This is a genomic window from Roseomonas sp. KE0001 (assembly GCF_016107285.1).
Lineage (GTDB): Bacteria > Pseudomonadota > Alphaproteobacteria > Acetobacterales > Acetobacteraceae > Pseudoroseomonas.
In genome coordinates, this window is sequence record NZ_RCVQ01000006.1 from 68,903 (window position 1) to 95,174 (window position 26,272).

Below are 26,272 nucleotides of genomic sequence, written 5' to 3' on the forward strand. Positions count from 1 at the left end.
CGCGACAGGATTGATGGCACAAGACGGATCGGGTTCAGGCGAACGAATGAGCGACCAGAATGAACAGGATGCTGCGAAGAGCAGGCTGAGCCTCCGGCCCGGCGGACGACTCGAGCTGGGCAAGACGGAGGCCGCCGGTACGGTGCGGCAGTCGTTCAGCCACGGTCGCGGCAAGACCGTGCAGGTCGAGGTGGTGAAGAAGCGGGCCGGTGGCCCGGCGGGCCCTGGCGCCAAGCCGGCCGCGGGCCCGCAGGCGGGTGGCCCCCGCATGGCCGGTGGCCCGCAGCGCGGCGCCTCCGGTCCCGGCACGCGCGGCGGCAGCGGCTCCGCGCCCGGCCGTCCGCTCAATCAGGCCGAGCAGGCCACCCGCCTGCGCGTGCTGGAGGAGCACCGGCGCGCCGAGGCGCAGCGCCAGCGCGAGGAGCGCGAGCGCCAGGCCCTGATGGTGCGCAGCGCCGCCGAGGAGGCCGCGCGCAAGGCCGAGGAGGAGCGCCGCGCCGCCGAGGAGGCCGCCGCCCGCGCCGAGGAAGAGGCGCGCCAGAAGATTGAGGACGAGGCCCGCCGCAAGGCCGAGGAGGAAGCGCGCAAGCTGGCGCCGCCCCCGGCCGCCGCGCGCCAGGCGCCGTCCGGCGCCGCGCCCGGCCCGCGCCCCATGGGTGCGCGTCCCGCCGCCGGCACCGCCGCGCCGCTGCGCCGTCCCGGTGCCGCGGCCGCGCCGGCCGCCGCGCCTGGTGCGGCCCCGCCGCGCCTGACCCTGCGCGGCCGCGAGGGGGAGGAGGAGGAGCGGCGCAGCCCGGTCCGCCGCCCCGGCATGCCGGCCGCCGCCGCGAAGAAGCCCGCCGCCGCCCCCGCCAAGAAGCCGGTCATCGGCGGCGATCGCCGCCGCGACGGCCGCATCGACGTGGCCGCCGCCATCGAGGGCGAGGACGAGCGCAGCCGCTCCATGGCCTCCGTCCGCCGCGCCCGCGAGCGCGAGCGGCGGCAGCAGGAGCTGCAGCGTCTCCGCAGCGATGGCGTGAAGGTGGTGCGCGACGTGGTGGTGCCGGAAGCCATCACGGTGCAGGAGCTCGCCAACCGCATGGCCGCACGTGGCGGCGAGGTGGTGAAGGCGCTGTTCCGCATGGGCGTGATGGCGACGCTGACCCAGACCATCGACGCCGACACGGCGGAGCTGGTGGTCAACGAGTTCGGCCACCGCGTGAAGCGCGTTTCCGAATCCGACGTCGAGCTGGGCCTGGAGGGCATGGTCGACGCCGAGGCGGACCTGGTGACGCGGCCGCCGGTCGTGACCATCATGGGCCATGTCGACCACGGCAAGACCAGCCTGCTGGACGCGCTGCGCAAGACCGACGTGGCGGCGCGCGAGGCCGGCGGCATCACCCAGCACATCGGCGCCTATCAGGTGACGGTGGCGGGGGGCCAGAAGGTCACCTTCATCGACACGCCGGGCCATGCCGCCTTCACCGCCATGCGCGCCCGCGGCGCCAGCGTCACCGACATGGTGGTGCTGGTCGTCGCGGCCGATGACGGCGTGATGCCGCAGACGATCGAGGCCATCCACCACGCCAAGGCGGCGAACGCGCCGATGATCGTGGCGGTCAACAAGATCGACAAGCCGGGCGTCAACCTGGACCGTGTCCGCAACGAGCTGCTGCAGCACGAGGTGGTCGTGGAATCCCTGGGTGGCGACACCCAGGAGATCCAGGTCTCGGCGCTGAAGGGCACCAACCTCGACAAGCTGCTGGAGGCGATCCTGCTGCAGGCCGAGGTGCTGGACCTGAAGGCCAATCCGGACCGCGCCGCCGAGGGCACGGTCATCGAATCCAAGCTCGACAAGGGCCGGGGTCCGGTGGCCACCGTGCTGGTGCAGAAGGGCACGCTGCGGCAGGGTGACATGGTGGTGGCCGGCGCCGAGTGGGGCCGCGTGCGCGCCATGCTCGACGACAAGGGCCGCCAGCTGAAGGAGGCCGGACCCAGCCTGCCGGTCGAGATCCTGGGCCTCTCCGGGGTGCCCTCCGCCGGTGAGCCGCTGGCCGTCGTCGAGAACGAGGGCCGGGCGCGCGAGATCAGCGAGTTCCGTCAGCGCAAGCTGCGGGAGAAGCAGGCCGCCGCCGCCGGTGCCGCCCGCGGCACGCTGGCCGACATGATGGCGCGTGTCGCCGCCGGCCAGCAGAAGGAGGTCGCGGTCGTCGTCAAGGCCGATGTGCAGGGTTCCGCCGAGGCGCTCGGCGTGACGCTGAACAAGCTGTCGCGCGACGAGGTGAAGGTCCGGGTGCTGCACAGCGCCGTCGGCCAGATCACCGAGAGCGACATCCAGCTGGCCAAGGCGTCCAACGCCATCGTCGTCGCCTTCAACGTCCGCGCGACGGCGCAGGCGCGGGAGTTGGCGCAGCGGGACGGCGTCGACATCCGCTACTACTCGATCATCTACGAGGTGGCGGATGACGTGGAGCAGCTGGTGCGCGGCAAGCTCGCCCCCATCCAGCGCGAGAAGTTCCTGGGCTACGCGCAGATCCTCGAGGTCTTCGAGGTCAAGCGGCTGGGCAATATCGCCGGCTGCCGCGTCACCGAGGGCGTGGTCCGGCGCGGCTGCGGCGTCCGCCTGCTGCGGGATGGCATCGTCATCCACCAGGGCGAGCTGGCGACGCTCCGCCGCTTCAAGGACGACGTCAAGGAAGTCACCAACGGCTATGAGTGCGGCATGAGCTTCGCCAATTACGACGACATCAAGATTGGCGATCAGATCGAGTGCTACGAGACCGAGACGGTCGCCGCCACCTGAGCCGGGGCGGGGGCGCGGGGCGGCCGTTCCGCGCCCCGCGCCGCCTCTCCGGCTTCCGGCCGGAAGCAAGGCCGGGGGTCCGCCCCCGGCCTTTTCCATTGCCGCCCGCTTCTGTTGTTCGTGAGGCCCCATGCCCAAGAAGACCGCCACCCCCGGCGCCCCCAGCCAGCGCATGCTCCGCGTCGCGGAGGAGGTGCGGCATGCCCTCTCCGCCGTCTTCCTGCGCGGCGAGCTGCACGATCCCGACCTGGACGGCCGCCACATCACCGTGACCGAGGTGCGCGCCTCGCCCGATCTCAAGCACATGACCTGCTTCGTCGCCGCGCTCGGCCGGGCGGTGACGCCCGAGGAGCTGAAGGCGCTGAAGCGCGTGCAGCCCTTCCTGCGCACCCAGGTCGCCCGCGCCGTGCGGCTGAAGTTCGCGCCCGAGATGCATTTTCAGCCCGACACGGCGCTGGATTATGCGATGAAGATCGACGCGGTGATGCGCCGCCCCGAGGTGCAGCAGGACCTCCAGCCCCGCCCGGCGGGAGAGCAGGCTCCGCCGCGGGAGGACGAGCGGTAAGGACGCGACCCTCTTGAACACCCCTGAGACGGCGCCGCCCGGGGGCGCGCCGATGATCCGCACCATCGCCATGCCGGCGGACACCAACCCCGCCGGGGATATCTTCGGCGGCTGGCTGATGGCGCAGATGGATCTCGCCGCCGGCAATGCCGCCGCGCGCCGGGCCCGCGGCCGCTGCGCCACCGTGGCGGTGGAGGCCATCACCTTCCATTCCCCGGTGCGGGTCGGCGACGAGGTCAGTCTCTATGCCGAGATTCTCTCGACCGGGCGCAGCTCGATGAAGATCCGCGTCGAGGCCTGGCGCCGCGAGCGCGAGGGCGAGCACGCCAACCGCGTCACCGAAGCGGTCTTCACCTTCGTGGCGCTGGACGCGACGGGGCGGCCGCGCCCCCTGCCGCCGGCCTGAGCGCGGGCCGGGCGGCCCGCGTCAGGGGCCCCGGGGGGATGCCACGCCCCGTGCGATGATTGCATCGGCCCGGCGGGAGGTGTATCCCCCCGCACCTTCGCGCCCGGGACCGGGTTTCCGGCACGCCGCGCATCCCGATCCGGCGCGGGCGCTTTCCCCCTTCCGCAGTGAAAAGAGCCATGTCCCGCCCCTACCGCAAGCCGAACAGCCGCCCGCGCGGCCGCCCGATGGATGGCTGGCTGATCGTCGACAAGCCCTCCGGCATCGGCTCGACGGATGTGGTGAACAAGCTGAAGCGGGCCTTCCAGGCGCAGAAGGTCGGGCATGGCGGCACGCTGGACCCGCTGGCGACCGGCGTGCTGCCCATCGCCTTCGGCGCCGCCACGAAGATGGTGCCCTACGTCATGGACGGCACCAAGACCTACCGCTTCACGCTGCGCTTCGGCGAGGCGCGCGACACCGACGACGCCGAGGGCCAGGTCATCGAGACGAGCGAGGCCCGGCCGACGGACGAGCAGATCCGCGCCGCCCTGCCCGCCTTCATCGGCGAGATCATGCAGGTGCCGCCGATCTTCTCGGCGCTGAAGATCAACGGCGTGCGCGCCTACGACCTGGCGCGCGACGGGCAGGTGCCGGAGATGGCCGCGCGGCCCGCGCGGGTGGATCGCTTCGAGCTGGAATCCCGCCCCGACGCCGACACGGCGGTGTTCACCGTGCAGTCGGGCAAGGGTGTCTACATGCGCAGCCTGGCGCGCGACATCGCCCGCGCGGCGGGCAGCGTCGGGCATATCGCGACGCTCCGCCGGATGCGGGTCGGGCCCTTCCTCGAGGAGGATGCGATTCCGCTGGACAAACTCTGCGGCGCGGAGGATACCCCGCCTCCTTCCCCGGATCTGCTGCTCCCCGTGACGACCGCGCTGGCCGACATCCCGGCTCTGGCCCTCACGGAAGCGGAGATCGCACGCCTCTCCTTCGGTCAGGCCATTTCACTGGTCGAGCTGATGGGGCGGATACCCGAGGACGCCAGCCCCGATGGGGGCCTCGCGCGGGCCATGGCGGGGGAGCGCCTGAAGGGACTCGTGCGCCTGGACTCCGGCCTCGCCAAGCCGGAGCGGTGGCTCGGCCCGGGCGAGAAGACCCTCCTGCCGGTCGCGCCCGAAGCGGACGAGCCGGCGAACTGAAAGGCAAGAGCCGATGTCGACTGTGACCGCCGAGCGTCGCGCCGAGATCATCAAGCAGTACGCCACCAAGGAAGGCGATACGGGCAGCCCCGAGGTGCAGGTCGCCCTGCTCTCCGAGCGGATCTCCTCGCTGACCGAGCACCTGAAGACCCACCCGAAGGATTTCCACAGCCGCCGTGGCCTGCTGGTGCTGGTCGGCCAGCGCCGTGGCCTGCTGGACTACGTGAAGCGCAAGAACCAGGCGCGCTACCAGAGCCTGATCGAGCGCCTGAACCTGCGCCGCTGACCGCGGCCGGCCCGATGGGACCGAAGCGCCGGCCTCCGCGAGGGGGCCGGCGCTTTCGCGTTCAGGGCGCCGGGGTTCCCGGCGCGGCGCCTTCATAGGCAAGGATCGCCGCCGCCAGGTCCTCTCCCGCCCAGCCCACCGATTTGAACAGCGTGATCTCCCCTGCCGCGCGGCGGCCCGGATGCTCCCCCCGGCAGAGTTCGAACAGATCGGCGGCGATGTGCTCCGGGCCGATCGCCCCCTCGGCGATCGCCTGCACCACGTCGCCCGCCTCGGCCAGGGCGCCGGGGCGCGTGTCCACGAAGAGGCTGGCCCTGGCCACCAGCGCGGCATCGCTCTCCCGCATGTCGGGGCGGAAGGCGCCAACCAGATCGACATGGGTGCCGGGCGCGATCTCGGCGCCGCGCAGCAGCGGCGCGGCGGAGAGCGTGGCGGCGGAGACGATGTCGGCGCCGGCCGGATCGGGCCGTTCCGCCACCTTCGCCGGCAGCCCCTCCCCCGCCAGATGCCGCGCCAGCCGCGCCGCGCTCTCCGGCCGGCGCGACCAGATGCGGATCTCGCGCAGCGGGAAGCGCGCGGCATAGGCCTCCGCCAGGGCCTGCGCCACCTTGCCGCTGCCGAGCAGCAGCAGGCTGCGGCTGTCCGGCCGCGCCAGGAAGCCGGCGGCGAGAACGCTGGCGGCGGCGGTGCGGCGGTCGGTCAGTGTGCCGCCATCCAGGATGGCGAGCGGCTGGCCGGTCTCGCCATGCGACAGCAGGTAGACCGAGTGCACCGCCTGCAGCGCCGGCCGCTCCCCCTGCTGGCGCGCATTGCCCGGATTGACGTGGACGATCTTCACGCCGGTATAGCGGTGGGCCTGCCAGGCCGGCATCAGCAGAAGGGAGCCTTCCGCTGCCTCTTTTTGCGGCAGGGCGTGGCGGTGCCGCAGGGGCGCGTCGCATCCCGTCTCGAACATTCTCCGCAAGGCCTCGTCCAGGCGGTCCCAGGGGAGGTGGCGCGCGGTCTCGGCGGCATCGGTCAACAGCATGGGGTGGTCGGTTCTCCTCTGCGGCCGAAAAGGCGGGCGCCGCCGCCTCCGGTGGCACGGGCATTGCTACGTCACGGACATGCCACGTGCGGGCATGCCGGATGGACGTCGCCGGCGGCGGTCTGCGATATCCTCCGGTCCTGGCCAGGATGGCGATATCGTTCGGGATGATTGCACCATCCGCCCCGCAAGGCTAACGGGCGAGAGGGGGTGCCGCCGCGGCGGCCCGACCACCGCCTGGCCTGGCGGTCCGGAAGCAGGCCTAACGGGAGGCATCGCCGGCAGGAGCCGGCGGGCGAATAAACTGGGAGAGTCTGAATGAAGCCCTTGCGGCTCGGTACCCTTCGCGCCCTGAGCGCGGCGGCCATGACCACCATCCTGGCGCTGCCCGCCCTGGCGCAGCAGCCGGCGCAGAACGCCGCCACGCTGGACGCGATCAGGTCGCGCGGCAGCCTGACCTGCGGCGTCAACACCGGCCTCGCCGGCTTCGCCCAGCCCGACAGCCAGGGCCGCTGGCAGGGCTTCGACGTGGAATACTGCCGCGCCCTCGCCGTGGCGCTGTTCAACGACGCCAACAAGGTCCGCTACGTGCCGACCACGGCGCAGAACCGCTTCACCGCGCTGCAGTCCGGCGAGATCGACGTGCTGCCGCGCAACACCACCGCGACGCTCTCGCGCGACACCTCGCTCGGCCTCGATTTCCCGGCGACCAACTTCTACGACGGCCAGGGCTTCATGGTGAAGGCCAGCCTGGGCGTGAGCTCGGCGAAGGAGCTGGACGGGGCCACCGTCTGCGTGCAGCCCGGCACCACCACCGAGCAGAACCTGACCGACTGGGCGCGGGCCAGCAACATCAAGTTCACCCCGGTCATCATCGAGCGGCTGGAGGAGCTGGTCAGCGCCTATGTCGCCGGCCGCTGCGACGCCTACACCACCGATGTCTCCGGCCTCGCCGCCACGCGCTCCGCCCAGCCCAACCCGGGCGAGCACGTGATCCTGCCGGAGGTGATCAGCAAGGAGCCGCTGGCCGTCGGTGTGCGCCATGGCGACCAGCGCTGGGCCGACCTGGTCCGCTGGACGCATTACGCGCTGCTGGCCGCGGAGGAGCTCGGCATCACCGCCGCCAATGTCGAGCAGGTGGCCGCCAGCGACCAGCGCCCGGAGGTCCAGCGCATGCTGGGCAAGACCGGCGGCCTCGGCCAGATGCTGGGCGTGGACAACCTCTGGGCCGTGAACATCATCAAGGCCGTCGGCAACTACGGCGAGGTCTTCGAGCGGCATCTGAAGCCGCTCGGCATCCAGCGCGGCCCGAACGCGCAGTGGACCCAGGGCGGCCTGCAATACGCCCAGCCCTTCCGCTAAGGGCCGACCGGCGGGGCGCGCCCTGAGGGCGCCCCCGCCAAGCTTCCGTGCCGGCCCGAAACAACTGGCGCGAAGACGCCTCGGCGGGTCAGGATCGTCGAGAGAAGCGGGCAAGACGAACAAAAACGAGGCTTTCACGCATGTCAGACACCGCTGCCGATCCCCGGCTGCTTCGCGCCCCGCCCAGGAAGGGAATCCGTCTTTCCTGGGCCGATGAAAGGCTGCGCGCCATCATCTGGCAGGTGCTGGTCGTCGGGATCGTCGTCGCCATCGTCTGGTGGTTGGTGCGCAACACCAACCACAATCTGGAGGTGCGGCGCATCGCCACCGGCTGGGGCTTCCTCGGCCGCGAGGCCGGCCTGCCCGTGGCCGAGAGCCTCGTCTCCTACAGCCCCACCAACACCTATGCGCGCGCGCTTCTCGTCGGCGTGCTGAACACGCTGAAGGTGGCGGTGGTCGGCATCGTCCTGGCCACCATCCTCGGCACGCTGATCGGCATCGCACGGCTCTCGAAGAACTGGCTGCTGGCCCGCCTGGCGGGCGTCTACATCGAGGTGGTGCGCGACCTGCCGCTGCTGCTGCAGCTCCTGTTCTGGTACGCCATCCTGCAGGGCCTGCCGTCGCCGCGGCAGGCCCTGCATCCGGCCGAGGGCGTGTTCCTCTCCAACCGCGGCCTGAAGCTGCCCTGGATCCAGTGGCAGGACGCGCACAGCTTCGCGCTGCTGGGCCTGGTGATCGGCGTCGTGCTGGCCGTCTTCTACGCCCGCTCGGCCCGGGCCAAGCAGATGCGGGACGGGCAGCCGCGCCGGGTATGGCCGGCTGCCATTGGCCTGGTCCTCGGTCTGCCGGTGCTGATCTGGGCGGTGCTCGGCGCTCCGTGGCAGGGCGACATCCCGGCGCTGCGCGGCTTCAACTTCACCGGCGGCCTGACCATCACGCCGGAATACTTCGCCCTGCTGATCGGCCTGGTCATGTACACGGCGGCCTTCATCGCCGAGATCGTGCGCGCCGGCATCCAGTCGGTGGCCCGGGGGCAGTGGGAGGCGGCGGAGGCGCTGGGCTTCCAGCGCGGGCGCATCATGCGGCTGATCGTGCTGCCGCAGGCGCTGCGCGTCATCATCCCGCCGATGACCAGCCAGTACCTGAACCTGACGAAGAACTCCTCCCTGGCCGTCGCCATCGGCTACCAGGACATCGTCTCGATCGCCAACACGACGCTGAACCAGACCGGCCAGGCGATCGAGGGCATCGCCATCATCATGCTGGTCTTCCTGACCATCAGCCTGTCGATCAGCCTGTTCATGAACTGGTACAATGCGCGCATCGCGCTGGTGGAGCGCTGAGCCATGGATAAGCCGAAGCTCGCAGGCCATGGCCCGCGCATTGCCTTTCCCTCCGGCTTCGCTGGCCCGAGAACCAGCTACGCGGGGTCCTGCTTCGCTGGCCCGAGGGCCAGCTACGCGGGGACTTGCTTCGCTGGCCCGAGGGCCAGCTACGCGGCGCGTATCGCGCTGGTGGAGCGCTGAGCCATGGCCGATATCGCCGCCGAAGCCACCGCGCCCCGCCCCGTGGAGGATGCCGCCGTCGGGCCGCGCCGCGCGCCGATCACGGTGGTGGGCCCCGTCGCCTGGGCCCGGGCCAACCTCTTCTCCTCCTGGATCTCGACCGCCGTCACCCTGGCCCTGGCCTATCTGATCGTCCGCTGGACGCTGGGCTTCATCGACTGGGCCTTCGTCAACGCCATCTGGTCCGTGCCCGTCACCAACGGACAGGCGCAGACCCAGGCCTGCCGCGCGCTCAACGGCGCCGGCGCCTGCTGGGCGGTGGTGACCGAGAAGCACCGCTTCATGCTCTTCGGCACCTATCCCTACGAGGAGCACTGGCGGCCGGCCATCTGCGTGCTGCTCTTCATCGGCCTCTACATCGTCTCCGCCATGCGCCGCTTCTGGCGGCCGGCGCTGGCGCTGGTCTGGCTGGTGACGCTGGCGGTCATCGGCGTGCTGATGTGGGGCGGGGTGTTCGGCCTGTCCTATGTGCCGCAGGAGCGCTGGGGCGGCCTGCCGATCACCCTGATCCTGGCCACCTTCGGCATCGCGCTGGCCTTCCCGCTCTCGATCCTGGTGGCGCTCGGCCGCCGCTCACGCATGCCGGCGATCAAGATGCTCTGCGTGCTCTATGTCGAGCTGATCCGCGGCGTGCCGCTGATCTCGCTGCTGTTCATGGCCAGCGTGATGTTCCCGCTTTTCCTGCCGGAGGGGATGAACATCGACAAGCTGCTGCGGGCGCAGATCGCCATCATCCTCTTCGCCGCCGCCTATCTGGCGGAGGTGGTGCGCGGCGGGCTGCAGGCCCTGCCACGGGGCCAGTACGAGGCGGCCGACGCGCTCGGCCTCTCCTACTGGCAGAAGACCGGCTTCATCATCCTGCCCCAGGCGCTGCGCCTGGTGATCCCGCCGCTGGTGAACACCTTCATCGGCTTCTTCAAGGACACCTCGCTGGTGCTGATCATCGGCATCTTCGATCTGCTGACCGCCGGCAAGACGGCGATCGTCGAGCCCGCCTGGCAGGGCTTCGGCATCGAGGTCTATGTCACCGTCGGCCTGATCTACTTCATCTTCTGCTTCGCCATGTCCCGCTACAGCCAGAACCTGGAGGCGGAGCTGAACCGCCACCGGGTCCGCTGAGGGAGGGCCTAATGCAGGACAACCACCCGAACCTGGGAGCGAACGCCGCATGAGCGCCACCATGGACCCCGCCGACGGCGCCTATGTCGCCTCCGTCGCGCGCGTCGACGGGCCGCCCGCCATCCTGCTCGACAAGGTCAACAAGTGGTACGGCGCCATGCACGTGCTGCGCGACATCAACCTCTCCGTGGCCCAGGGCGAGAGGGTCGTGGTCTGCGGCCCCTCGGGCTCCGGCAAGTCCACCATGATCCGCTGCATCAACCGGCTGGAGCAGCACCAGGAGGGGCGCATCGTCGTCGACGGCATCGAGCTGTCCGACGACCTCCGCTCGCTCGATGCCATCCGCCGCGAGGTCGGCATGGTGTTCCAGAGCTTCAACCTGTTCCCGCACCTGACCATCCTGGAGAACTGCACCCTGGCGCCCATCTGGGTGCGCCGGATGCCGAAGAAGGAGGCGGAGGCGCTGGCCATGGAGTACCTGACCCGGGTGAAGATCCCGGAGCAGGCCGGCAAGTATCCCGGGCAGTTGTCCGGCGGCCAGCAGCAGCGCGTGGCGATCGCGCGCGCCCTCTGCATGAAGCCCAAGATCATGCTGTTCGACGAGCCGACCTCGGCACTCGATCCGGAGATGATCAAGGAGGTGCTCGACACCATGGTCATGCTGGCCGACACCGGCATGACCATGATCTGCGTCACCCACGAGATGGGCTTCGCCCGCCAGGTGGCGGACCGCGTGGTGTTCATGGACCGGGGCGAGATCGTCGAGTCGGGCGTGCCGGAGCAGATGTTCAACGATCCCAAGACCGACCGGCTGAGGACCTTCCTGAGCCAGGTGCTGCGCGGGCACTGAGCCCGCCGCCCCGCTCAGGCCCCGCCGCGCCGGGAGCCTGAGCGGCGGCGCTTGCGCCGCCACGGGCCCCCAGCCTATGCCTTGCGCCCGACATCGGCGCAGATGGCAGTGTCCCAGCAAGAATCCTCCCCTACCCCCCGCCCCATGACCCCGGCGTTGCTGCTCGGCGTGCTGGGTGTGGTCTATGGCGACATCGGCACCAGCCCGCTCTACGCGCTGCGCGCCTCCCTGCTCCACTTCGCCGCCGACGGGCTGGAGGAGTGGGAGATCCTGGGCGTGCTGAGCCTGATCTTCTGGTCCCTGGTGCTGATCGTCACGCTCAAGTACGTGCTGCTGATCCTGCGCGCCGACAACCGGGGCGAGGGCGGCATCCTGGCGCTGATGGCGCTGGCCCAGCGGGTGGCGCGCGGCGAGCGGGGCCGCAAGCTGGTGGCGATGGTCGGCATCGCCGGCGCGGCGCTGTTCTTCGGCGACGGTATCATCACCCCGGCCATTTCCGTCCTCTCGGCGGTGGAGGGGCTCAAGGTCATCTCCCCCGCCTTCACCGACGCGGTGATCCCGATCTCGCTCGGCGTGCTGCTGGCCCTGTTCCTGGTCCAGTACAAGGGCACGCACAGCATCGGGAAGGTCTTCGGCCCGGTCACCGCCCTGTGGTTCGGCAGCCTCGGCCTGCTCGGCCTGATCGAGGTGGCGCAGCAGCCGCACGTGCTGATCGCCCTCTCGCCGCACTACGCCATCAGCTTCTGCCTGGAATACCGGCTGGCGGCCTTCATCGCCCTGGGCTCCGTGGTGCTGGCGGTGACCGGGGCGGAGGCGCTCTATGCCGATATGGGCCATTTCGGCAAGCGGCCGATCCGCTGGGTCTGGCTGGCGGTCGTGCTGCCGAGCCTGACGCTGAACTACTTCGGCCAGGGCGCGCTGCTGCTGACCGACCGCGCGGCGCTGGAGAACCCCTTCTTCCTGCTGGCGCCGGAATGGTTCCGCCTGCCGCTGGTGGTGCTGGCGACGCTCGCCACCATCATCGCCAGCCAGGCCATGATCTCCGGCGCCTTCTCCATCGCCCGGCAATGCGTGCAGATGGGCTTCCTGCCGCGGCTCGTGGTCTGCCACACCTCGGAGACCGAGGAGGGCCAGATCTACGTCCCGCAGATCAACTTCGCCCTGCTGGTCGGCGTCGTCATCCTGGTGCTGTCCTTCCACGATTCCGACAGCCTCGCGGCCGCCTACGGCATCGCCGTCACCGGCACCTTCCTCTGCACCTCCTGCCTGGCCGGACTGGTCTTCCGGCGGCAGTTCGGCTGGTCGCGCGCCCTGGTCACGGCGGTCATCGTGCCGATGCTGCTGCTCGACGGCAGCTACTTCATCGCCAACCTGCTGAAGGTGCCGGCCGGCGGCTGGGTGCCGCTGGTGCTCGGCGTCGCGCTCTTCACGCTGATGATGACCTGGCGGCGCGGGCGCGAGCTGCTCTTCGCCCGCTTCCGCCAGGACAGCCTGCCGCTGAAATCCTTCCTGGCGCGGCTGCCGCAGTCGCGCACCCTCCGCGTGCCCGGGATCGCCGTCTTCATGACGGGCCAGGCCGACTACGTGCCCAATGCGCTGCTGCACAACCTCAAGCACAACAAGGTGCTGCACGAGCGGGTGCTGTTCGTCACGGTGGAGAATCTCGACGTGCCGCAGGCGCCGCAGCGGCGCGAGGTGGCGGAGCTGGCGCCCGGCATCCACCGCGTCATCCTGCGCTACGGCTTCCAGGAGAGCCCGAACATCCCGAAGGAGCTGGAGGCGCTCGGCGAATACGGCGTGCGCTTCGAGCCGATGCAGGCCAGCTACTTCCTGGGCCGCGAGACGCTGGTGGCCGCCTCGGCGCCGCGGATGACGACCTGGCAGCAGTGGCTGTTCTCGTTGATGAGCCGCAACGCCATGCCGGCGACCGAGTTCTTCCGCATCCCGAGCGACCGGGTGGTCGAGCTCGGCGTGCGCGTGGCGATCTGAACGGGAGGGCTCCTCGTCAGGCCGGGCGGCGGGCCTTCAGCGCGGCGGCCAGGGTGCCGTCATCCATCACGTCCAGCGCGCCGCCCATGGGCACGCCCTGGGCCAGGCGGGTGACGGCGATGCCGCAAGGGTGCAGCCGGTCGGCCAGGTAATGCGCGGTGGTGGCGCCGTCCACCGTGGCCGGCAGGGCCAGGATCACCTCGCGGATCGCCCCCGCCCCGACCCGCTCCAGCAGGGCGGCGACGCGCAGGTCCTCCGGCCCCACGCCGGAGAGCGCCGAGAGGACGCCACCCAGCACATGGTAGAGGCCGCGATGCACATGGGCGCGCTCCAGCGCCCAGAGATCGGCCACGCCCTCGACCACGCAGAGCACCTCCTGTTCCCGCGCCGGATCGGCGCAGATGCGGCAGGGGTCGCGGGTGTCGAGGTTGCCGCAGATGCGGCAGGGCCGCACGGCCTCGGCCGTCTCGCGCAGGGACTGGGCCAGCGGCAGCATCAGCCCGCCCGGATCCTGCAGCAGCTTCAGCGCGGCGCGGCGGGCGCTGCGGCGGCCCATGCCGGGCAGCCGGGCCAGCAGCGCCACCAGGCGCTCGACCTGATCCGGCCCGCGCGTCTCCACCTCAGCCCCTGCCCGAGCGGGAACCCGGGCCGGGCGCCCGGCCCGGCGTCCTGGCGCCGGTCATGCTCAGAACGGCAGCTTGAGACCGCCGAGGCCGCCGCCCATGCCGGGGATGTTCATCCCCGCCGTCGCCTTCTGCATCTCCTCGGCCATCATCGCCTCGACCTTCTGCTTGGCATCGGCATGGGCGGCGACGATCAGGTCCTCCAGCACCTCCTTCTCCGCCGGATCGACCAGGGAGGGGTCGATGGCCAGGCGCTTCAGGTCGCCCTTGCCGCTCAGCGTGACCGTGACCATGCCGCCGCCGGCGGCGCCGTCCACCGTCATGCTGTCCAGCCGGGCCTGCATCTCCTGCATCTTGGCCTGCATCTGCTGGGCCTGCTTCATCATCGAGGCGAGGTTCTTCATGGGTCCTCCGAAGGGATGTCGTCGAGATCGGCCGGCTCGGCATCGGGCGGCGCGAAGTCCGGCCCGTCCATGGATCCGTCCATCGGCCCCTCATCGGGCGCCTCCGGGATCGGCGGCAGGCCGTAGGCGTCGAGGCTGTCGTCGCGCACCGCATCGACCTCGGCGCCGGGGAAGGCGAGCAGGATGGACTGCACCAGGGGATGCGCGCGGGCCATCTCCAGCCGCTCGCCGGCCAGGTGGCTGCGCTGCTCGGCGATGGTCGGTTCGCCCTCGGCATTGGAGAGGGCGATGGTCCAGCGGCTGCCGGTGCGCTCCTGCAGCAGGGCGGCGAGCTGTGCGGCGAGGTCGCGCGGCGCCTGCGCGGTCTGCCGCAGCTCGATGCGGCCGGGTGCGAAGCTCACCGGATGCACGTCGAACAGCAGGTGGCCGTGCAGGAGCGGCCGGACGCCGGAGGCCAGCGCCACCACCTCGCGGAAGTTGCGCGGCTGGGCCAGGGGCGCGCTGGCCGGCGCGGGGGCGGCATCGAGGCGGGCACCGCCACCGGCCATGGCGCGCAGGCCGCCAGCCGGCCCACCGGCCGGCCCGCCGGCCAGGGCGGAGGAGGGGGTGGCGGCGGGGGAGGGGGCGCCCGCCGCTCCGCCCTCGCTCAGGCGGCGGACAAGGTCGCCCGGCGTCGGCAGCTCGGCCAGATGGGCGAGGCGGATCAGCACCATCTCGGCCGCCATGCGCCGGTCCGGAGCCTCGGCCACCTCGGTGATGCCCTTCAGCAGCACCTGCCAGGCGCGGCCCAGCAGCGGGATCGACAGCCGCTCGGCCATGGCGACGCCGCGCACCCGCTCGGCCTCCGGCAGCGCGGGATCGGCCCGCAGCGCCGGCACGGCGCGCAGGCGCGTCAGGGTATGGGTCAGTTCCAGCAGGTCGGCCAGGATGACGCCGGGATCGGCGCCCCGCTCATGGCCGCGGTCCATCGCCGCCAGCACCGCCGGCAGATCGCCGCGGAAGCAGCCTTCCAGCAGGTCGAAGAGCAGGGAGCGGTCGGCCAGGCCCAGCATGTCCCGCACCAGCCCGGCCTCGATGCCGCCGGGCGCGCCGGCCACCTGGGCGATCGCCTGGTCGAGCAGGGAGAGGCCGTCGCGCACCGAGCCGTCCGCCGCGCGGGCGATCATCGCCAGCGCCTCCCCCGAGGCCGCCACCCCCTCCTTCGCCGCGATGGCAGCGAAATGCGCGCGCAGCGTCTCCTGCGGCACCCGCCGCAGGTCGAAGCGCTGGCAGCGGGAGAGGATGGTGGCCGGGACCTTGCGGATCTCGGTGGTGGCGAACAGGAACTTCACCTGCGGCGGCGGTTCCTCCAGCGTCTTCAGCAGCGCGTTGAACGCCGCCGTCGACAGCATGTGGACCTCGTCCAGGATATAGACCTTGAAGCGGGCGCGGGCCGGGCGGTAGCGCACCGCCTCGCGCAGCTCGCGGATATTGTCGACGCCGTTGTTGGAGGCGGCGTCCAGCTCCAGCACGTCGGGGTGGCGGTCGGCCAGGATCGCCTGGCACTCGGCGCAGACGCCGCAGGGGTCGGCGGTGGGGCCGCCCGTCCCGTCCGGCCCGACGCAGTTCAGCGCACGGGCGATGATGCGCGCCGTGGTCGTCTTGCCGACGCCGCGTACCCCGGTGAGCATGAAGGCATGCGCCACCCGGTTCTGCGCGAAGGCGTTGCGCAGGGTGCGCACCAGCGCCTCCTGCCCGATCAGATCGGCGAAGCTGGTGGGGCGATACTTGCGGGCCAGGACGCGGTAGGGCGCGGCCTCCGGCTCGGCCATGGCGGGCGCAGCAATGATGGGCGCGGCCATGACGGGCGCGGGAGAGGGGGCCTCGCCGAACAGGCCCGGCCCCTCGGGGAGGGGCGGCAGGTCCTGATCGTCGGCGGGAGGCGTATCGCTGGGCATGGCGCGCGGCTGTCCGGTGCTGGCCGCGGCGGGCCGTCAGGGCGAGGTGGAAGACCGGTGGAGCGACCCAGGCGGGAACTCGCTGCGGCTGCTTCCTTCCGGACCTGACCGGGTTGGCAAGGCGCCTGTCCGCCACCGACCTTCCGAGGATGCCATATCATGCCGCCCCCCCTCCGAGGCAAGGGGGGCGGGGCGAGGATCGCGCCCGGTCGGTTGCCGGCGGGCGCGTCCGGTGGCAGGGTCGCGGCCAAGATGCTGTCCATTCCGGCTTCCCGCCCCAATGCCTATACCGGCAGCCCCCTCGACCGAGCCTCCGGCCGGCGGGAGGACGCCGCCTTCGTCGCCGAGGCCATGGCCTCGCCCGAGGCCCTGTTCATCCCCGTCTGGCGCAGCCGCAGCCTGATGCGCGGCCTGGCCGACGGCCACCCCGAGGCGGTTCTGCTCTCCACCGAGGCGGCCGAGGCGGTGCGCATGGCCGGCGGGCCCTGGGCATTGCTCGGCCTCTGGGAGGGCCGCCCGGTCTTCGCGGTGGACTGTTCCGCGGCCGACGACCCGCTGCCGCTCCTGCCACCCGAATTCGGCGAGTTCGCCGATCTGCGCAGCGTCGCCGGGCTGCTGCCGGCGGGCGAGGCCAGCGTGCTGGCGCATGCCCGCGGCCTGATGCACTGGCGCGTCCGGCACCGCTTCTGCGGCGTCTGCGGCGGCGCCTGCGAGTCGCGCAGCGCCGGCAACGCCATGGCCTGCACCGCCTGCGGCGCGCAGCACTTCCCGCGCACCGACCCGGCGGTGATCATGCTGGTGACGGACGGCAACCGCGCCCTGCTCGGCCATTCCACCCGCTTCCCCTCCACCACCATGTATTCGACCCTGGCCGGCTTCGTGGAGCCGGGCGAGAGCCTGGAGGAGGCGGTGCGGCGCGAGGTGCTGGAGGAGACCGGCATCCGGGTGGGCGAGGTGCATTACCACTCCTCCCAGCCCTGGCCTTTCCCGGCCTCGATCATGCTCGGCTTCCACGCCGAGGCGCTCTCGGAAGCGATCACCATCGACCCGGAGGAGCTGCGCGACGCCCGCTGGTTCAGCCGCGAGGAGATCCGCGACCACGCCGCGCTCGGCTTCGGCCTGCCGCGCCTGGACTCGATCGCCCGCCGCCTGATCGAGGACTGGCTGGAGTGGAGGGCATGAGGCGCCTTCCCGTCCTGGGGCTGGGCCTGGGCCTGCTGCTCGCCGCCTGCGCCCGGGAGCGCGCGCCCGACCTGCGCGACGAGGCGCCGCTCAGCCCGGCCCATGCCGCCTGCCGCGCCGAGGCGCGCGACGATCCGGCCCTGCAGAACGTCTCCCAGCAGCTCAACGCGACCAATCTGGAGAACCGGGAGCGCGTCGCCTACGACATGCGGGTGGCGGAACTTCGCGCCTATCGCGACTGCCTGCGCCGCAACGGCCTGGCCGCGCCCGGCGGCGTGGAATCGCCGCGCCCGCCGCGCTGAGGCCCCTCGGCGCGGGCGTGCCGGCGGTGGGACCGGAAGCTGGTTCCGGCCCTCCCCGGCTCACCCTCCCGGGGCGCCCTGCACGTTCAGCAGCACGCTGTAGATGGACCGCGAGGCGGCCATGAACAGCCGGTTGCGGTGCCGTCCGCCGAAGCAGACATTGGCGCAGCGTTCCGGCAGGTCGATATGGCCGAGCGCCGTGCCGCCCGGGCTGAACACCCGCACGCCGTCCAGCTCCGCGCTGCCCATGCCCCAGCCGCACCAGAGATTGCCCTGCGTGTCGAGGCGGAAGCCGTCCGGCGTCTCGCCCGGCGCGCATTGCACGGCGACCCGGCGGTTGGCGATGCCGCCTTCCGCGGTGACGTCGAAGGCCAGGATGCGGCGCGGCTCGGCGCGGCTCTCGACGATGTAGAGGGTCTTCTCGTCCGGCGAGAAGGCCAGGCCGTTCGGCCCCTCCATCTCGTCGGTCAGCAGCGTCACCGCGCCGCTCTGCCCGTCGATGCGGTAGACGCCGTGCGGCAGCTCCGCCTCGGCCTTCTCGCCCTCGATATAGCCGCCGAGGCCGAAGCTCGGATCGGTGAACCAGATGCTGCCGTCGGACCGCACCACCACGTCGTTGGGCGAGTTCAGCCGCCGGCCCTGGTAGCGGTCGGCCAGGACGGTGATGCCGCCATCATATTCGGTGCGGGTGACGCGCCGGCCGAGATGCTCGCAGGTGACGAGCCGGCCCTGGCGGTCGCGCGTGTTGCCGTTGGCGAAGTTGGCCGGGCGGCGGAAGGGCGTGACCTGCCCCGTCTCCTCGTCCCAGCGCAGGATGCAGTTGTTCGGGATGTCGGACCAGAGCAGGGCGCGCTGGTCGCCGAGCCAGACCGGCCCCTCGGCCCAGCGGCAGCCCCCGGCCAGCTTCTCCACCGTGCCGTTCATGGCCCGGAAGCCGTGAAAGACCGGCTCGAAGGCGCGGAAGCGCGGGTCGGGATAGCGCTGGCTGGGCGCCCAGGGCGTCTCGTTGTCGAACATCGGCGGCGGTTCTCCCCGTTGCGGCGGGAAGCCTGCCATGGAAGCACGCCGGTCGGGAATGCGTCGTCTCCCTTCCGCCGGGGCCGGGCGCCGCGGCATCAGTCCCGGGGCCGCCCCTCCGGCGCATGGCCGGTGGCGCGTTCCCACAGCACCAGCGCCAGGTCATAGGGCAGGGCGGCACCCTCCCGGGCCCGCCACCACCAGCGGTCGAGAAAGCCATGCGCCGCCTCCGGCGCGGGGGCGGCGCGGGCCGGCAGGCCGAAGGCACGCAGCAGGGCGACGCAGCGCGGCAGGTGATAGCCGCTGCTGGCCGCCCAGACCGGCCCCTCATGCCCGCGCAGCAGCCGGGCGCAGGCGCGGGCGGAGCTCAGCGTGTCGGTGCCGCTCGGCTCCTGGCGGATCGCCTCGCCCGGCACGCCGAGGTCCTGCAGCAGCCGCGCCATCACCTCCGCCTCGGGCGGGCCGTGCCGCCCCTGCGCGCCGGTGGGGATGTAGAGCGGATCGGCCAGGGTGGCGCCGAAGGCGGCGGCGGCCTTCACCCGCCGGCGCAGCGTCAGGCTCGGCCCGCCATCCGGCCGCACCGCCGCGCCGAAGATGATGATGGCCGGGCGGGCCGTCACGGCGCTCCGGCATCCGGCGCGGCCAGCAGCAGGCGGTTCAGCGGCTCCAGCGCGGCGCGCAGCGCGGCGAGGTCGCGGCGGAAGGCCTCGGGCGCGACGCCGTTGGCCGCCAGCTCCGCGCCGATGGCGCCGATGCTGCGCCGCCCGTCGACCCGCGCCAGGATGGCGGCGGCCAGGCGGGGCAGGGGCAGGCCGACCGTCAGCCCGTCGAAGGTCACGCGCAGCACGCCATCCTTCGGCAGGCCGCGTGCCAGGGCCGGGCCGTCCAGCTCCCGCAGCAACGGCACGGCGGCGGGGTTCTCCCAGTCGGGCTCCGGCGCCGGGTCGCGCGTCGCATAGGCGATGTGGATGCCCATGTTGCCGCAGATCGCCTCCGCCAGGGCGGCGCGCCCGATCGGGTCCAGCCCGGCGGTGCGGGCGCGGAGCTTCGGGTCGTTCAGGTAGCGGTCGGGGTCGTAGCGCAGCGGCTCGACGAAGCAGCGCAGCCGCAGCCCCGCCCGGCCGATCAGCGCCGCCAGCTGCGGCACGGTGAAGGCCACGTCGCGCGGGTTCAGCAGCAGGTCGTAGAGCCCGGCATCGCCGCCTTCGATGTGGTCGGTGATCCAGGGGTTGCGGCGCAGCCATGCGGTCTGCGGCGCCTGCTTCCACAGCCGCCTGGCGATCTCGACGCGGGCGGGCGGCGCCTCGCTGTCGGGCGCGATCAGGCGCAGCGCCTCCTGCAGCATGTAGACCCCGGTGCGGCCATGCGGCGCATAGACCATCAGCCCGATCCCGCCGCCAGGCGCCAGGGCGGCGGCCAGGGCCCCGAGACCGGCGGCGGGGTCGGGGAGGTGGTGCAGCACGCCGCAGCAGTCGATGTAGTCGAAGCGGCCGTGATCCGCGGCCTCCAGCAGCGAGCCGGTGACGAAGCGGATATTGCCGAGCCCGCGGGCGGCCGCCCGCGCCTCGGCCACCTTGCGCGCGGCGGCCGAGCGGTCGAGCCAGACCACCTCGCCCGGCCGGCCGGCCGTGGCCATCTGCTGCGCCAGCATGATCGTCGCGTCGCCGCTGCCGCCGCCGGCCATCAGGGCGCGCAGCGGCTGCCCGGCGGGGCGGCGCGCGCCGAAGATCCAGTGGTCGATCTCACGCAGATGGCTCGGGCTGCCGACGATCAGCCGCCGCGCCTCCTCGCGCGGGTCACGCTCGGGATAGGGATAGGCTTCGTACTGCGCGGCGAGGCGGGCATCGGTGGCGTCCATGGCGGTCCGGGATAGGCGATGGCGCGGCGCGGCGCCAGCGGAAGGGAGAGGGGAGCCGGGGCTTTGCGCCGGGGCGGGGCGGGGCCATCTCCGTGCCATGCCGTCGATCTCCACCCTCTCGCGCATCGTCCTGGTCCTGCTGGTGGTCAGCGCCCTGGTCCGCATCGCCGTCCACATGGCGGGGCCGTAACCTCCGCCCCGTCTTTGCGCCGCGCCGCTTTCATGGAAAGCTGAGGCGCAGCGGCCGGAAGCGTCGCGCGGGGAGGACGAAGGAATGGACCGCAGGATGTGGCTGCACGCGACCCTGGCCTCGGCGACGCTCGGCGTCCTGCCGGCGGCGGCGCAGACCGCCGCCGGGCCGTCCACGCCAGGGAGCGGCGGCGCCGGAAGCTGGGCGACGGCCTGGACCGGCTCCGCCCAGGGGCCCTATCCGGTCGGCAATCCCTCCGCCCAACCCGACCAGCGCTTCGCCTTTCCCGACCCGGCCGAGGGCGCGCGGGACCAGACCTTCCGCCTGGTGCTGCGCCCCGATCTCTGGGGCCCGCGGGCGCGCCTGCGCTTCAGCAACGCCTTCGGCACCCGGCCGCTGCGGCTCGACGGCGTCTTCGCCGGGCTGCACTGGGGCGGCGCGGCGGTGATGCCCGGCAGCAACCGCCCGGTGCTGTTCGGCGGCCAGCCCGGCGTCACCGTGGCGCCCGGCGGCGAGGTCTGGTCCGACCCGGTCGGGCTGCCCTTCGCCGCCGAGTCGGGCCATCCGCTGCTGGCCGGCCGCAAGCTCGCCGTCTCCTTCCATGTCGCGGGGCCGAGCGGGCCGATGACCTGGCACGCCAAGGCGCTGCAGACCTCCTACGTCACGCCGCCCGGCGCCGGCGCGCACGGCGCCGAGGAGGGCGAGGCGGCCTTCCCCCTCTCCACCGCCTCGTGGTTCTTCCTCGACGCGGTGGACATGGCCGCCCCCGCCGGCACGCCGGTCGTGGTCTGCCTGGGCGATTCGATCACCGACGGCACCGCCTCGACCATGAACGGCGATGACCGCTGGCCCGACGTGCTGTCCCGCAGGCTGCACGCGGCGCTGGGCCACCGCGTCGCCGTCGTCAATGCCGGGATCGGCGGCAACCAGGTGGTCGGGCCAAGGGAATACGGGCCGGACAAGCCCTTCCCCGGCGGCCCCTCGGCGCTGGCCCGGCTGCAGCGCGACGTGATCGGCCTCTCGGGCGTCGCCACCGTCGTCTGGCTGGAGGGCACCAACGACTTCAGCCGCAACGGCAATGCCACGCTGGACGCGGTGCGGGAGGGCATGACGGAGGGGGTGCGGCGCCTCCGCGCGGCCATCCCCGGCGTCCGCATCGTCGGCGCCACCGTGACCAGCGCGCTGGGCAGCACCAGCGCGGCGCATGGCCATGCCGAGCAGGACGAGAAGCGGCGCGGGCTGAACGACTTCATCCGCCAGAGCGGGCTGTTCGACGCCGTCGCCGAATTCGACCGCGCGACCCTCGATCCGGCGACGGGCGGACTGCGGGAGGAAATGATCCCGGACTCCACCACCGGCGGCAAGGGCGACAGGCTGCATCCGAACCGCGCCGGCTACCTGGCCATGGGCATGGCGGTGGAGCCGTCCTCGGTGGTGCCGGCCCGCTGAGGCGAGGCGCGGCGACGCGGCCCGCGCCATTTGTGGCGCGTCCGTGCGACAAACCAGCGTAACATACAGGCAATCCAGGGAGGACAGCATTATGGATGTCGGCTTCATCGGGCTCGGACGCATGGGCCGCCCCATGGCCTCGAACCTGTGCCGCAGGGGCTTCCGGTTGATCGTCAACGACATCAACGCCGATGCGGTGAGCGAGCTGGAGGCGCTGCAGGCGCGCGCGGCGCGAACCGTCGCCGAGGTCGCCGGCGCGGGCGATGTCATCGTCACCATGCTGCCGAATTCGGCGGTGGTGCAGGCGGTGGTGGGGGGCGCCGAAGGCGTCATCGCCCAGGCCCGGCCGGGCGCCGTGGTGATGGACATGAGCACCATCGATCCCGAGACCACCGACCGCCTGGCGCGCCAGGCGCGCGAGCGCGGCATCGGCTTCGTCGACGCGCCGGTCGGGCGCCTGGCCAGCCATGCCGACCGGGGCGAGTCGCTCTTCATGGTCGGCGCCGAGGCGGAGGATTTCGCGCGGGTGAAGCCGCTGCTGGAGGCGATGGGCAGCACCATCTACCACTGCGGCGGTCCCGGCAGCGGCACCCGCACCAAGCTGGTGAACAACCTCCTCGCCGTCGCCTCCTGCCAGATGAACGCCGAGGCCCTGGCCCTGTCGCAGCGCTTCGGCCTGCAGCTGGAGAGGACGCTCGACGTGCTCTACGGCACCACGGCGGTGAACGGGCAGCTGAAGGTCGCCTGGCCGTCCAAGGTGCTGGCCGGCGACACCGCGCCGGGCTTCACCATCGACCTGGCGCACAAGGACCTGACGCTGATCGTCGAGGCCGCCAGCGCGGCGAAGGTGCCCCTGCCCATGGTCGCGGCGGCGCGCGAGGCCTTCAGCGCCGCCCGGGCCCGCGGCTTCGGCGGCCAGGACTTCTCGGCCATGGTCGACGCGCATTGCGACATGGCCGGGATCGACAAGCCCCGGCTGGGCTGAGCCCGGCCGGGCACCTCATCGCCATCACCGCCCGGCACGGGTGTGAACCGTCACGCAGAGGACGGCCGTGCCAGTGGGCGCAGTTCCAGGGGAAGCTTCCATGACCGTATCGCGCCGCGTGTTCCTCCAGGGGGCCGCCGGCCTCGCCACCGCGCTGGCGGCACCGCCGCTCGCCGCCCCGGCCCTGGCGCAGGCGCCGGTGATCCGGATCGGCGTGCTCGCCGATTTCTCCGGCATCTACACGGACCTGCTGGGCCGCGGCGGCGTCGGCTGCGCGCGCCAGGCCGCCACGGAATTCCTGGCCGGGGCCTCGGGCCCGGCGAAGGGCCTCGAGGTCGAGGTGCTCTTCGGCGACCACCAGAACAAGGCCGACACCGGCGCCAGCCTGGTGCGGCGCTGGATCGACCAGCAGGGGGTGGACATGGTGATCGCCGGGCCGAACTCCGCCGTCGGCCTGGCGGTCTCGACCATCGCGCGCGAGAAGGACAAGGCCTGCCTCGGCGTCGCCGTCACCGCGACGGAGTTCACCAACAAGCTCTGCACGCCGAACACCGTCAACTGGACCTATGACGGCTACATGCTGTCCAAGGCGGTGGCGGCCGAGACCGTGCGCGGCGGCGGGAAGAAATGGTACTTCATCGCCACCGACAACGCCTTCGGCCATTCCCTGCAGGCGGAGACGACCACCTTCGTGCAGCAGGCGGGCGGCGAGGTGGTGGGCAGCGCGCGGGCGCCGCTCGGCACCGGCGACTTCTCGGCCATGCTGATCGCCGCGCGCGGCAGCGGCGCCGATGTGATCGGCCTGGCGCTGGGCGGAAACGACCTGCCCAACTGCATCAAGCAGGCGCATGAGTTCGGCGTGACGCGCAGCATGAAGATGGCCGCGCTGGTGATGTTCCTGAACGACATCCGCGCCGCCGGGCTCGACACCATGCAGAAGCTGCTCTTCACCAACAGCTTCTACTGGGACACCAATGACCGCACCCGCGCCTTCACCCGGCGCGTGCTGCCGGCGATGGGCGGCGCCTATCCGGGCATGGTGCATGCCGGCTGCTACGCGGTGACGCTGCATTACCTGAAGGCCGTGGCGGCGCTCGGCGTCGAGGCCGCGAAGGCCAGCGGCGCCGCCACCGTCGCGCGCATGAAGGCCATGCCGACGGAGGACGACGCCTTCGGCGCCGGCTCCATCCGCGCCGATGGCCGGGCGGTGCTGCCGGCCTATCTCCTGCAGGTGAAGACGCCGGCCGAAAGCACGGGCGGATGGGACTACTGCAAGCTGGTCTCGACCATGGCGCCGGAGGAGACGGTGAAGCCGCTCGCGCAGTCGGAGTGCCCGCTGATCCGCAGCTGAGGCAGCTCAGCCCTCCCCCAGCGGCCGGGCGGGCACGCCGCCCACCCGGGCCGCCGGCGGAACATCCTCCAGCACCGCGGCACCCATGCCGACCACCGCCCCGGCGCCGATCCGGCGGCCGGGGCGGATGCCGGCGAGGATGCCCACCATCGCCCCCGCGCCCAGCTCCACCCCGCCCCCCAGCACGGCGCCGGGCGCGACATGGCAGCCCGCCTCCACCACGCAGTCATGCTCGACGATGCAGCCCGTGTTGAGGATGACATGGGCGCCAACGCGCGCCATCGCGCCCAGGACGACGCGCGGCATGGCGACGCTGCCGGGGCCGAGGGCGGCATCGCGCGCGATCACGGCGGAGGGGTGGCGGAAGGCGGGCAGGGTGAAGCCGAGGCGGCCCAGCTCCTCGCCCAGCCGGCGCCGGCGGGCATTGTCGCCGAGCGCCACATGCGCGCCCTCCACCCCCCCGGCGCGCAGGGCGGCGGCGCGGGCGAGGGGGCCGAGATGCGGCACGCCCGGCAGGCCGCGGCAGGCCGGGTCGTCATCCAGCACGCCGACCGGATCGGGCCAGCCGGCATCGCGCAGCACCTCCAGCACGGCCCGCCCATGGCCGCCCGCCCCGATCATCACCAGCCGCATCTCAATCCCCTTGCCTCGCCCACGCCCTCTTTACCGCGGGCGCGGCGGATCGGCAGGCGGGCTGACACGAAGGCGGATGTCAAGGTCGCGGGAAGGGAGGGCGGCCGGCCCTCCCGGCCGCCTCAGAACAGCGCCGAGGGCGCGACGGTCGATCCCGTGCCGCCCTGCACCTTCAGCGGCTGCACGGCGAAGGCGAATTCATGCTGCCCGCGGCTCGCCAGCACGTCGAGCTTCATGTTCTCCAGCAGGTGCACGCCATGCACGGCCAGCGCCAGCTGGTGCACCGGCAGGCTGGCATCCGGCATGGTCTTGGAGGGCGCGCATTCCACCGGCCAGTTGTCCGACCCCATCAGCATCGGGTTCTGCCGCAGGACCCACTCCGCCGCGGCGACGCCGAGGCCGGGGCAGGAGCGGACGTAGCGCGCGTTGTCGCGACCCCAGAGCAGGCCCCAGCCGGTGTGGACGATCACCGCGTCGCCTTCCTCGATGCGCGTGTTCTGCCGGCGCAGCGCCGCCTCCAGATCCTCCGGCGTGATCTCGTAGGTGTCGGGCAGGGTGGCGACGCCCTTCAGCGCCGCCACGTCGATCAGCACGCCGCGGGTGAAGATGGTGCCCACCGTGTCCACGCCCATCTCGGTGAAGCCGTTGCGGCTCGAGATGCGCGGGATGTTGACGCAGTTGTAGCCCTCGTCGCCGATGGTCTGGTGCGGGAAGGCATCGAGCTGCGTGCCGACCTGGCCGATCTCGGCGACCACCAGCTCCTCGTTCGAGCCGCGCCGGTTGCCCTCGGGGTTCATGAAGGTGCGCTTGAGATGCACGTCGAAGCGGCGCGTGCCGAAGAAGGGCATGGTCTGGTTCAGCGTCTGCCCGCATTCGACGATCTCGCCGGTGCGGATTAGCTGCGCCGCGCGCTTCGCCCGCTCCGGCGTCATCAGGTTCATCGCGCCGCGCCGGTCGGCGGCGCCCCAGCGGGAGGGGCAGCGCTGCGCGGCGCCGGGCGGGCTCCAGCCCTGGGCGCGGGCGCTGCTGGCCATCAGGCCATGCGCCCCGGCGCAGGCCATGCAGAGGGAGCCGAAGACCGCCTTGCGGCGGGACAGCTTGGACATGAGCATCTCTCCCGGCTGGCTCTCCCGCCACGACAGCATGGCCTCGGGCCAACTGGGCACAGCTTGAGCGCAGGCCGGCGGCGCTGGCCACCCTATTTCATCA

General features: G+C 72.4%; 24 protein-coding genes and 1 other RNA gene. 15 read left to right on the forward strand and 10 right to left on the reverse strand.

The genetic code is table 11. The features are described 5' to 3' along the window. The first annotated feature begins 46 nt into the window (after nucleotides 1-46). From infB to rpsO, 5 genes are all read left to right on the forward strand, one after another. Nucleotides 47-2,782: a translation initiation factor IF-2 gene (infB, locus tag D9598_RS13175; protein ID WP_198366992.1), complete on the forward strand. Its 2,736-nt coding sequence runs from the start codon at nucleotides 47-49 to the stop codon at nucleotides 2,780-2,782. Between the two features lie 130 nt (nucleotides 2,783-2,912). Next, a complete protein-coding gene (gene rbfA, locus D9598_RS13180) occupies nucleotides 2,913-3,347 on the forward strand; it encodes a 30S ribosome-binding factor RbfA (protein WP_198366993.1) in 435 nt (144 codons plus the stop codon). 13 nt (nucleotides 3,348-3,360) lie between these two features. Then, complete coding sequence (locus tag D9598_RS13185) at nucleotides 3,361-3,753, forward strand: acyl-CoA thioesterase (protein WP_370592017.1); 393 nt, start codon at nucleotides 3,361-3,363, stop codon at nucleotides 3,751-3,753. A 179-nt stretch (nucleotides 3,754-3,932) separates the two neighbouring features. Continuing rightward, nucleotides 3,933-4,934, forward strand: a complete 1,002-nt coding sequence (truB, locus tag D9598_RS13190; RefSeq protein ID WP_198366994.1) for a tRNA pseudouridine(55) synthase TruB — start codon at nucleotides 3,933-3,935, stop codon at nucleotides 4,932-4,934. Nucleotides 4,935-4,947: 13 nt separating this feature from the next. Then, nucleotides 4,948-5,220 carry a 30S ribosomal protein S15 gene (gene rpsO, locus D9598_RS13195; protein WP_198366995.1) on the forward strand — a complete coding sequence of 91 codons (273 nt, stop codon included), beginning with the start codon at nucleotides 4,948-4,950 and terminating at the stop codon, nucleotides 5,218-5,220. A gap of 61 nt (nucleotides 5,221-5,281) precedes the next feature. Here the strand turns inward: rpsO and D9598_RS13200 are convergent, their stop codons facing one another. Continuing rightward, nucleotides 5,282-6,247: an ornithine cyclodeaminase family protein gene (locus D9598_RS13200; protein ID WP_198366996.1), complete on the reverse strand. Its 966-nt coding sequence runs from the start codon at nucleotides 6,245-6,247 to the stop codon at nucleotides 5,282-5,284. A gap of 318 nt (nucleotides 6,248-6,565) precedes the next feature. Here D9598_RS13200 and D9598_RS13205 point away from each other — a divergent pair, with 318 nt between their 5' ends. The 5 genes from D9598_RS13205 to D9598_RS13225 all read left to right on the forward strand — a co-directional run bounded on the left by D9598_RS13205 (nucleotide 6,566) and on the right by D9598_RS13225 (nucleotide 13,132). Next, nucleotides 6,566-7,609, forward strand: coding sequence for an amino acid ABC transporter substrate-binding protein (locus tag D9598_RS13205; RefSeq protein WP_198366997.1), 1,044 nt, complete (start codon nucleotides 6,566-6,568; stop codon nucleotides 7,607-7,609). A 140-nt stretch (nucleotides 7,610-7,749) separates the two neighbouring features. Continuing rightward, on the forward strand, nucleotides 7,750-8,952 hold the full coding sequence (locus D9598_RS13210; RefSeq protein WP_198366998.1) for an amino acid ABC transporter permease: 1,203 nt from the start codon (nucleotides 7,750-7,752) through the stop codon (nucleotides 8,950-8,952). A 186-nt stretch (nucleotides 8,953-9,138) separates the two neighbouring features. Then, nucleotides 9,139-10,293 carry an amino acid ABC transporter permease gene (locus D9598_RS13215; protein ID WP_198366999.1) on the forward strand — a complete coding sequence of 385 codons (1,155 nt, stop codon included), beginning with the start codon at nucleotides 9,139-9,141 and terminating at the stop codon, nucleotides 10,291-10,293. A 49-nt stretch (nucleotides 10,294-10,342) separates the two neighbouring features. Further along, on the forward strand, nucleotides 10,343-11,143 hold the full coding sequence (locus tag D9598_RS13220) for an amino acid ABC transporter ATP-binding protein (protein ID WP_304621608.1): 801 nt from the start codon (nucleotides 10,343-10,345) through the stop codon (nucleotides 11,141-11,143). 144 nt (nucleotides 11,144-11,287) lie between these two features. Continuing rightward, nucleotides 11,288-13,132, forward strand: a complete 1,845-nt coding sequence (locus D9598_RS13225; protein WP_232477201.1) for a potassium transporter Kup — start codon at nucleotides 11,288-11,290, stop codon at nucleotides 13,130-13,132. Between the two features lie 16 nt (nucleotides 13,133-13,148). On the opposite strand, the gene recR is transcribed toward D9598_RS13225, so the two are convergent. The 4 genes from recR to ffs all read right to left on the reverse strand — a co-directional run bounded on the left by recR (nucleotide 13,149) and on the right by ffs (nucleotide 16,237). Further along, nucleotides 13,149-13,751, reverse strand: a complete 603-nt coding sequence (gene recR / locus D9598_RS13230; protein ID WP_198367001.1) for a recombination mediator RecR — start codon at nucleotides 13,749-13,751, stop codon at nucleotides 13,149-13,151. A gap of 66 nt (nucleotides 13,752-13,817) precedes the next feature. Beyond that, nucleotides 13,818-14,159 carry a YbaB/EbfC family nucleoid-associated protein gene (locus D9598_RS13235; protein ID WP_198367002.1) on the reverse strand — a complete coding sequence of 114 codons (342 nt, stop codon included), beginning with the start codon at nucleotides 14,157-14,159 and terminating at the stop codon, nucleotides 13,818-13,820. Then, nucleotides 14,156-16,096: a DNA polymerase III subunit gamma/tau gene (locus tag D9598_RS13240; RefSeq protein ID WP_198367003.1), complete on the reverse strand. Its 1,941-nt coding sequence runs from the start codon at nucleotides 16,094-16,096 to the stop codon at nucleotides 14,156-14,158. The genes D9598_RS13235 and D9598_RS13240 overlap by 4 nt, the downstream gene beginning before the upstream one ends. Nucleotides 16,097-16,145: 49 nt before the next feature. Next, nucleotides 16,146-16,237, reverse strand: an RNA gene (gene ffs, locus D9598_RS13245) — signal recognition particle sRNA small type. A gap of 111 nt (nucleotides 16,238-16,348) precedes the next feature. Between ffs and nudC the strand changes: the two genes are divergently transcribed. Together nudC and D9598_RS13255 are read left to right on the forward strand one after the other, a co-directional pair. Next, on the forward strand, nucleotides 16,349-17,278 hold the full coding sequence (nudC, locus tag D9598_RS13250; RefSeq protein ID WP_198367004.1) for an NAD(+) diphosphatase: 930 nt from the start codon (nucleotides 16,349-16,351) through the stop codon (nucleotides 17,276-17,278). Then, a complete protein-coding gene (locus tag D9598_RS13255; protein WP_198367005.1) occupies nucleotides 17,275-17,580 on the forward strand; it encodes a phosphoribosylamine--glycine ligase in 306 nt (101 codons plus the stop codon). Before nudC ends, D9598_RS13255 begins: the two co-directional genes overlap by 4 nt. A gap of 60 nt (nucleotides 17,581-17,640) precedes the next feature. Here D9598_RS13255 and D9598_RS13260 read toward each other — a convergent pair whose 3' ends face one another. The 3 genes from D9598_RS13260 to D9598_RS13270 form a co-directional block, all read right to left on the reverse strand. Beyond that, a complete protein-coding gene (locus D9598_RS13260; RefSeq protein ID WP_198367006.1) occupies nucleotides 17,641-18,597 on the reverse strand; it encodes an SMP-30/gluconolactonase/LRE family protein in 957 nt (318 codons plus the stop codon). A gap of 98 nt (nucleotides 18,598-18,695) precedes the next feature. Beyond that, on the reverse strand, nucleotides 18,696-19,217 hold the full coding sequence (locus tag D9598_RS13265; RefSeq protein WP_198367007.1) for a YdcF family protein: 522 nt from the start codon (nucleotides 19,215-19,217) through the stop codon (nucleotides 18,696-18,698). Next, entirely contained in the window at nucleotides 19,214-20,455 is a 1,242-nt protein-coding gene (locus D9598_RS13270) for a bifunctional 2-polyprenyl-6-hydroxyphenol methylase/3-demethylubiquinol 3-O-methyltransferase UbiG (protein ID WP_198367008.1), read from the reverse strand. Before D9598_RS13270 ends, D9598_RS13265 begins: the two co-directional genes overlap by 4 nt. 274 nt (nucleotides 20,456-20,729) lie before the next feature. Here D9598_RS13270 and D9598_RS13275 point away from each other — a divergent pair, with 274 nt between their 5' ends. The 3 genes from D9598_RS13275 (at nucleotide 20,730) to D9598_RS13285 (ending at nucleotide 24,430) form a co-directional block, all read left to right on the forward strand. Beyond that, nucleotides 20,730-22,094: a GDSL-type esterase/lipase family protein gene (locus tag D9598_RS13275; protein ID WP_198367009.1), complete on the forward strand. Its 1,365-nt coding sequence runs from the start codon at nucleotides 20,730-20,732 to the stop codon at nucleotides 22,092-22,094. Between the two features lie 43 nt (nucleotides 22,095-22,137). Beyond that, the gene (locus D9598_RS21640) at nucleotides 22,138-23,079 is read left to right on the forward strand and encodes an NAD(P)-dependent oxidoreductase (protein WP_370592018.1); all 942 of its coding nucleotides are present in this window, start codon (nucleotides 22,138-22,140) and stop codon (nucleotides 23,077-23,079) included. A gap of 100 nt (nucleotides 23,080-23,179) precedes the next feature. Then, entirely contained in the window at nucleotides 23,180-24,430 is a 1,251-nt protein-coding gene (locus D9598_RS13285) for an ABC transporter substrate-binding protein (RefSeq protein ID WP_198367010.1), read from the forward strand. 6 nt (nucleotides 24,431-24,436) lie between these two features. On the opposite strand, the gene D9598_RS13290 is transcribed toward D9598_RS13285, so the two are convergent. Both D9598_RS13290 and D9598_RS13295 read right to left on the reverse strand, forming a co-directional pair. Further along, entirely contained in the window at nucleotides 24,437-25,063 is a 627-nt protein-coding gene (locus D9598_RS13290; protein WP_198367011.1) for an acetyltransferase, read from the reverse strand. 122 nt (nucleotides 25,064-25,185) lie between these two features. After that, nucleotides 25,186-26,169 carry a cyclase family protein gene (locus tag D9598_RS13295; RefSeq protein WP_198367012.1) on the reverse strand — a complete coding sequence of 328 codons (984 nt, stop codon included), beginning with the start codon at nucleotides 26,167-26,169 and terminating at the stop codon, nucleotides 25,186-25,188. Nucleotides 26,170-26,272: the final 103 nt, after the last annotated feature.

Coding starts and splice junctions, on each gene's coding strand:
- D9598_RS13215 (WP_198366999.1), top strand. CDS start 9,139: ATGGCCGATATCGCCGCCGAAGCCACCGCGCCCCGCCCCGTGGAGGAT.
- rpsO (WP_198366995.1), top strand. CDS start 4,948: ATGTCGACTGTGACCGCCGAGCGTCGCGCCGAGATCATCAAGCAGTAC.
- truB (WP_198366994.1), top strand. CDS start 3,933: ATGTCCCGCCCCTACCGCAAGCCGAACAGCCGCCCGCGCGGCCGCCCG.
- D9598_RS13225 (WP_232477201.1), top strand. CDS start 11,288: ATGACCCCGGCGTTGCTGCTCGGCGTGCTGGGTGTGGTCTATGGCGAC.
- D9598_RS13255 (WP_198367005.1), top strand. CDS start 17,275: ATGAGGCGCCTTCCCGTCCTGGGGCTGGGCCTGGGCCTGCTGCTCGCC.
- D9598_RS13285 (WP_198367010.1), top strand. CDS start 23,180: ATGACCGTATCGCGCCGCGTGTTCCTCCAGGGGGCCGCCGGCCTCGCC.
- D9598_RS13220 (WP_304621608.1), top strand. CDS start 10,343: ATGAGCGCCACCATGGACCCCGCCGACGGCGCCTATGTCGCCTCCGTC.
- D9598_RS13240 (WP_198367003.1), bottom strand. CDS start 16,096: ATGCCCAGCGATACGCCTCCCGCCGACGATCAGGACCTGCCGCCCCTC.
- D9598_RS13210 (WP_198366998.1), top strand. CDS start 7,750: ATGTCAGACACCGCTGCCGATCCCCGGCTGCTTCGCGCCCCGCCCAGG.
- D9598_RS13295 (WP_198367012.1), bottom strand. CDS start 26,169: ATGTCCAAGCTGTCCCGCCGCAAGGCGGTCTTCGGCTCCCTCTGCATG.
- rbfA (WP_198366993.1), top strand. CDS start 2,913: ATGCCCAAGAAGACCGCCACCCCCGGCGCCCCCAGCCAGCGCATGCTC.
- nudC (WP_198367004.1), top strand. CDS start 16,349: ATGCTGTCCATTCCGGCTTCCCGCCCCAATGCCTATACCGGCAGCCCC.
- infB (WP_198366992.1), top strand. CDS start 47: ATGAGCGACCAGAATGAACAGGATGCTGCGAAGAGCAGGCTGAGCCTC.
- D9598_RS13290 (WP_198367011.1), bottom strand. CDS start 25,063: ATGCGGCTGGTGATGATCGGGGCGGGCGGCCATGGGCGGGCCGTGCTG.
- D9598_RS13200 (WP_198366996.1), bottom strand. CDS start 6,247: ATGCTGTTGACCGATGCCGCCGAGACCGCGCGCCACCTCCCCTGGGAC.
- D9598_RS13235 (WP_198367002.1), bottom strand. CDS start 14,159: ATGAAGAACCTCGCCTCGATGATGAAGCAGGCCCAGCAGATGCAGGCC.
- D9598_RS13260 (WP_198367006.1), bottom strand. CDS start 18,597: ATGTTCGACAACGAGACGCCCTGGGCGCCCAGCCAGCGCTATCCCGAC.
- D9598_RS13270 (WP_198367008.1), bottom strand. CDS start 20,455: ATGGACGCCACCGATGCCCGCCTCGCCGCGCAGTACGAAGCCTATCCC.
- D9598_RS13205 (WP_198366997.1), top strand. CDS start 6,566: ATGAAGCCCTTGCGGCTCGGTACCCTTCGCGCCCTGAGCGCGGCGGCC.
- D9598_RS13275 (WP_198367009.1), top strand. CDS start 20,730: ATGGACCGCAGGATGTGGCTGCACGCGACCCTGGCCTCGGCGACGCTC.